This window comes from Streptomyces hygroscopicus subsp. hygroscopicus (assembly GCF_001553455.1).
Lineage (GTDB): Bacteria > Actinomycetota > Actinomycetes > Streptomycetales > Streptomycetaceae > Streptomyces > Streptomyces hygroscopicus.
In genome coordinates this window covers 1-5,534 of record NZ_BBOX01000361.1, presented here as the reverse complement: position 1 = coordinate 5,534, position 5,534 = coordinate 1, and the positions used below count along the sequence as shown (strand labels likewise).

Annotated in this window: 5 protein-coding genes; 1 reads left to right on the top strand and 4 read right to left on the bottom strand. The window is 69.6% G+C overall.

What is annotated here, in order from left to right:
- Window positions 1-72 precede the first annotated feature (72 nt).
- The 4 genes from ctaD to AXW62_RS31265 form a co-directional block, all read right to left on the bottom strand.
- Window positions 73-1,851 carry an aa3-type cytochrome oxidase subunit I gene (gene ctaD / locus AXW62_RS31280; RefSeq protein WP_060947463.1) on the bottom strand — a complete coding sequence of 593 codons (1,779 nt, stop codon included), beginning with the start codon at window positions 1,849-1,851 and terminating at the stop codon, window positions 73-75.
- 172 nt (window positions 1,852-2,023) lie between these two features.
- Window positions 2,024-3,199, bottom strand: a complete 1,176-nt coding sequence (locus AXW62_RS31275) for a zinc-dependent alcohol dehydrogenase (protein WP_060947462.1) — start codon at window positions 3,197-3,199, stop codon at window positions 2,024-2,026.
- Entirely contained in the window at window positions 3,196-3,687 is a 492-nt protein-coding gene (locus AXW62_RS31270) for a hypothetical protein (RefSeq protein WP_051886508.1), read from the bottom strand. Before AXW62_RS31270 ends, AXW62_RS31275 begins: the two co-directional genes overlap by 4 nt.
- Before the next feature lie 326 nt (window positions 3,688-4,013).
- Window positions 4,014-4,208 (bottom strand): DUF2795 domain-containing protein, encoded by a 195-nt coding sequence (locus tag AXW62_RS31265; RefSeq protein ID WP_060947461.1) that lies wholly within the window; start codon window positions 4,206-4,208, stop codon window positions 4,014-4,016.
- Window positions 4,209-4,623: 415 nt separating this feature from the next.
- Between AXW62_RS31265 and AXW62_RS31260 the strand changes: the two genes are divergently transcribed.
- On the top strand, window positions 4,624-5,534 hold a 911-nt coding region (locus tag AXW62_RS31260), incomplete at its 3' end, for a sporulation protein (RefSeq protein ID WP_060947460.1).

The window sequence follows — 5,534 nt, the reverse complement described above, 5'->3', positions numbered from 1 at the left end:
CGGGAGCCCTGCTCCCGGCCCGCCGCCGTGCCCCGGCCCTCGCCCGTGGGCCCGCCGGTCCGTGCTCGGGGGTCAGTCCTCGCGGTCCCGGGTGTCCCCGCCCGCTTCGGGGCCGGGCTCGCCGCCGCCGGTGCGCTCCTCCTTTGTGCCGAGGTCCACCGGGGCGCCCATGCCCTCGGAGAGGGGCGCCCTGTGGTCGGTGGCCACCTCTTGGACGACCACTTCCGGATGGTGGAGGTCGAAGGCCGGGGATTCGGAGCGGATCCTCGGCAGGGCGAGGAAGTTGTGCCGGGGCGGGGGGCATGAGGTGGCCCATTCCAGGGAGCGGCCCCACCCCCAGGGGTCGTCGGCCACGACCCGCTTCCCGTACTTCGCGGTTTTCCACACGTTGTAGAAGAACGGCAGGGTGGACAGGCCCAGGAGGAAGGAGCCGATGGTGGAGACCGTGTTCAGCGTGGTGAAGCCGTCGGCGGCCAGATAGTCGACATAGCGGCGCGGCATGCCCGACGCGCCCAGCCAGTGCTGTACCAGAAAGGTCGTGTGGAAGCCGACGAACAGGGTCCAGAAGTGGATTTTTCCGAGGCGTTCGTCGAGCATCTTCCCGGTGAACTTGGGCCACCAGAAATAGAACCCGGCGAACATCGCGAAGACCACCGTGCCGAAGACCACGTAGTGGAAGTGAGCGACGACGAAATAGCTGTCGTGGACCTCGAAATCCATCGGAGGCGAGGCGAGGATCACCCCGGTCAGCCCGCCGAACAGGAAGGTGACCAGGAATCCGATGGCCCACAGCATGGGTGTTTCCAAAGAGACGGAGCCGCGCCACATGGTTCCGATCCAGTTGAAGAACTTCACCCCGGTCGGCACCGCGATGAGGAACGTCATGAAGGAGAAGAACGGCAGGAGCACCGCACCGGTGGCGAACATATGGTGGGCCCATACCGTCGCGGAGAGCCCGGTGATGGCGATGGTGGCACCCACCAGGCCCATATAGCCGAAGACCACCTTACGGGAGAACACCGGAATGATTTCGGTGACGATGCCGAAGAACGGCAGGGCGATGATGTAGACCTCGGGGTGGCCGAAGAACCAGAAGAGATGCTGCCACAGCACCGGACCGCCGTTGGCCCCTTCGAAGACGACCGCGCCGAATTTACGGTCCGCCTCAAGCACCAGCAGGGCGGCCGCCAGCACGGGAAAGGCCATCAGTACCAGGATCGAGGTGAAGAGGATGTTCCAGGTGAAGATGGGGAGGCGGAACATCGTCATGCCCGGGGCGCGCATGCACACGATGGTCGTGATGAAGTTGACGCCGCCCAGGATCGTTCCGAAGCCGGAGAGGGCGAGCCCCATCACCCACAGGTCGTTGCCCACGCCCGGTGAGCGCAACCTGCTGCTGAGCGGCGTATAGGCCGTCCAGCCGTAGTCGGCCGCGCCGTTGGGGGTGAGCAGACTGCCGATCACGATCAGCCCGCCGAAGAGGAAAAGCCAGTACGACAGCATGTTCAGCCGGGGGAACGCGACATCGGGGGCGCCGATCTGCAACGGCATGATCTCGTTGGCGAATCCGGCGAAGAGCGGCGTCGCGAAGAGCAGCAGCATCAGCGTGCCGTGCAGGGTGAAAGCCTGGTTGTACTGCTCCTTGCTGACCAACTGCAATCCCGGCCGGGCCAGTTCCGCACGCATGATCATGGCCAGCAGGCCGCCGATCAGAAAGAAACCGAACGCGGACACCAGGTACAGGTGTCCGATTTTCTTATGGTCCGTCGTGGTGAGCCAGTCGACCACGATGCTGCCGAGTCTGGTGGGTTCCGCGGGAGCTTGAAAGTCGGGCTTGGTTGTCGTCGCCATGTCCGTGTCCGCTCCTCGGCAGTATGAATGTGTGGGCGGCCGGCGGTACCGGCCCACGAATCGGTCGTATCGATTCGCCCACCATTACCGGAAGCGGGACGGCGATTCCGGCCCGACTCGCCGAAGAGGTCCCGGGTCCCGCACCGGGCATTGCGCCGGACCCGGCGGAAAGTCAGCCGCCGGGGCGGAAAACCACGCGGACACAGCCGTCCGTCTTGTATTTGAACATGGCGTACCCCTGCGGAGCCTCGTCCAGCGGCAGCGCATGGGTGGCGAGGTGCGAGGTTTTCAGCTCCCCGGCCGCGATGCGGTCCAGCAGCATGGGGATATAGCGCTGGCCGTGCTGCTGGGCGCCGCGCAGCGTCAGGCCCTTGTTCATGAGGGCCCCCAGGGGGAATTTGTCGGCCAGCCCGCCGAAGACGCCGAGGACGAAGACCATGCCGCCCTTACGGCAGGCACGAACGGCCTGCCGTACCGCGGCGGGCCGGTCCGTCTCCAGCCGCAGCCGCTGTTTGGCCCGGTCGTAGCGGCGGAGGGCGCCGTCGCCGTCCGCCTCCATACCGACCGCCTCGATGCAGACGTCGGGACCCCGTCCGCCGGTGCGCTCCCGCAGCTCGGCCTCGATGTCCGTCGCCGTGTAGTCGAGGGTTTCGCACCCGATGTGCAGCTCCGTCATGGCGAGCCGCTCGGGGACGCTGTCGACGCAGACCACCCGGTCGGCGCCGAGCAGCATCGCGGCGCGGGCCGCCATCTGCCCCACGGCGCCGCATCCCCACACGGCGACCACGTCGCCCGGCCGGACCCCGCCGAGGTGGGCCCCCATCCATCCGGTGGGCACCGCGTCGGAGGCGAAGAGGGCGCTGACGTCGTCGATCCCCTCCGGGACCGAGAAGGCACCGTAGTCGGCGAACGGCACCCGGACGTAGTCCGCGTGGCTGCCGCGCAGCCCGCCCATGATGTGCGAGTAGCCGAAGACGCCGCCCGTGTCATGGCCGAAGATCGCCTGGCCGAGTCCGGGGTTGGTGTTGGTGTTGTCGCACAGGGACCACAGGTCGTTGGCGCAGTACCAGCAGCGGCCGCAGCCGACGAACGAACAGACCACCACCCGGTCGCCCACCGCGTGCCGGCGCACCTGGGGGCCCGTTTCGACGACCTCCCCCAGGAACTCGTGGCCGATGACGTCACCGGCCCGCATCGCCGGTATGTGACCGCCGATCAGGTGCAGATCGGAGCCGCAGGTGGTGCCCGCGATGAGCCGTACGATGACGTCCTGCTCATTGCGCAGCCGGGGATCGGGGACCCGCTCGACCGCCAGCTTGTCCACGCCCTCCCAGCACAGGGCCCTCACAGCACGCCCTCCTCACGGGACCGCCGGGTCAGCAGGCCGACGATCCTGCCGCCGAGCGACGGGTGGGCCGTCGGCGGGGCGTCGGGGAGCAGCACCTCGCGGGCCTCCAGCAGGGACTTGGCCTCGCGCAGGGCGCGGCGCACCCCCTGACGGGGGTCCCGGCCGGCCAGCCTGCCCGGCAGGGAGGTGGCGAGCCGCGACGGCTGGTCCTTCGTCCGCGCCGCAAGCTCGGTCCCGCGGTCCCCCGGCGCCGGGCGGATCCGGATCTCCAGCCGGTCTCCGTAGCGCCCCAGCGGCTCCGGCAGCGCTTCGGCCCACACGTCGGTGGGAGGGCGGTTGACGGTGACCGTCAGCCACCGGCCGCCGCCGGGGGCGTCGGTCACCGGGGCGATCCGCGACGGCCTGCGCCGCCACCGGCGGATCCCCGCGCTCACGACCACCGCCGCGGCGCCGAGCAGCGCCGATCTGGCCCGTCGCACACGTGACATCGGACTTCTCCCGTCCTCCGGGGTACGTACGGATGAGCGGGCGCCTCGGCGCCTCGCATTCGGGCGCGTGCCGGTGGATCAGGGCACGTGCCGGTGAATGAGGCGCGTGCCGCGCACCGGGCTCGTGTCCGGTGGACCAGGCGCGTGCCGGTGATCGGGCGCGTGCCTGGTGAAGCGGGCGCGTGCCGATGCGTCGGACAGCTGCCTGGCGAAGCGGGCGCCTGCCGGTGCGTCGAGCACCTGCCTGGTGAAGCGGGCGCGTGCCGGTGCGGAAGTGCTCCGACGCTCCGCTGTCCGCACCGGCTTCCGCCTCGCTCGCCGAGCCGTTATTGCCCCTTGAAGACGGCTTTCTGGACCTCGTCGGGGCCTTCGAAGCTGCCTTTCTTGACGTGTGACAGCTCATCGACCAATTCGCGGTCCGCCCCGTTCTCCTTGGCGCGTTCCACCAGGGACTGGCGGTCGGCCGGATAGCTGGCGCCCTTGAGCGCCTTCTGCAGATCGGTGGGGTTGGGCTTCGTCATGACGAATCCTCCGTGTTCACCTGCCTGTCGCGGGCCTCGGGGTCCAGCCCCGGTTACCCCTGGCCGGAGGACCCAATCAGATAGCTCTCCGTGAGCGGGCGTCGTCGACGCGGCGAACCCTTGCCGAATACCGGCCCCAGCCGAATACAGCCCCTCGCCGAATACGAGAAGGCGGGCATCGCGCACGCTGAACACGAGGAGCGGGTTCGCCTCACTCGCCGACCGGTTCAGGCTCCACCGAAAGGCGCCTGAGCTGGGACGTTGCGGGGGCTGACGGTCAGACAGCACCACTCCCGGCTTGTTTTGTCATTCCATAGCATGTGCGTGGGAATCTCTTTACCTTCCCGTTCGTTCCACGCATGCACCCCACGGAACAGAGAGACAAAACCTGGTGAAGCGAAGGAGTCAACCCGCGATGGTGTTCAAACGAGTGCTCGGCTCGCTCGGCGTCGGTGGACCCACCGTGGACACGGTCCTGGAGCAGGGCGCGGCGCGTCCCGGTGGGGTGGTGCGGGGGCAGGTGCGGCTGCGGGGCGGGGACAGGGCCTACGACATCGAGCACATCGCCGTGGAGCTGGCCGCCCGCGTGGGGTCCGGGCACGACGGATCCGGGTGCGGCCATTCCGGGCACGGCGGGGACGGGCACGGCGGATCCGGGGACGACCGGGCCGCTCGCGGCGGATCCGGGTACGGCGAGGCCGCTCGCGGCGATGCGGAGCCCGGGGGCGCCGAGGGCGCCGAGTGCGCCGTGGTCTTCGACCGGCTCCGGCTCAGCGGCGGGTTCCGGCTCGACGCGAGAGAGCGCAGAGACGTTCCGTTCACCCTCCACATACCGTGGGAGACGCCCCTCACCGAGCTGTCGGAACAGCCGCTGAGCGTCGTCCTGGGCGTCCGGCCCGAGCTCGCGGCGGGGGGCGCGAAGGATCACGGCGAGCTGGCGCAGTTGATCGTGCGCCCGCTGCCGGCCCAGGAAGCCGTGCTGGGCGCGCTGGGGCGGCTCGGCTTCAGCCTCGTCGCCGCCCATCTGCGGCTCGGCCACACCTCCGGCACCCGGCAGACGCTCCCCTTCCACCAGGAGATCGAGCTCACCCCGGCCCCGCGGTACATCCACGACGTGAGCGAGATCGCGCTGACCCTCCTGACCGGGCCCCACGGCGTGGAGGTCGTCCTGGAGGCGGACAAGCGCGGCAGGGTCTTCTCCGGCCGCCCCCACCCCGGCAAGCCCTGCCCCGGCACGCTCATCACCGGCGGGCTCTTCACCGGCGGCCCGGACGTCCGGGGCCGCCACACCGTGAGCCATGAGGGCCTCGAGGACCACGACTGGAC

Excerpts from the sequence above, each read along its gene's own strand:
- AXW62_RS31270 (WP_051886508.1), bottom strand. The coding sequence starts at position 3,687 with ATGTCACGTGTGCGACGGGCCAGATCGGCGCTGCTCGGCGCCGCGGCG.
- AXW62_RS31265 (WP_060947461.1), bottom strand. The coding sequence starts at position 4,208 with ATGACGAAGCCCAACCCCACCGATCTGCAGAAGGCGCTCAAGGGCGCC.
- ctaD (WP_060947463.1), bottom strand. The coding sequence starts at position 1,851 with ATGGCGACGACAACCAAGCCCGACTTTCAAGCTCCCGCGGAACCCACC.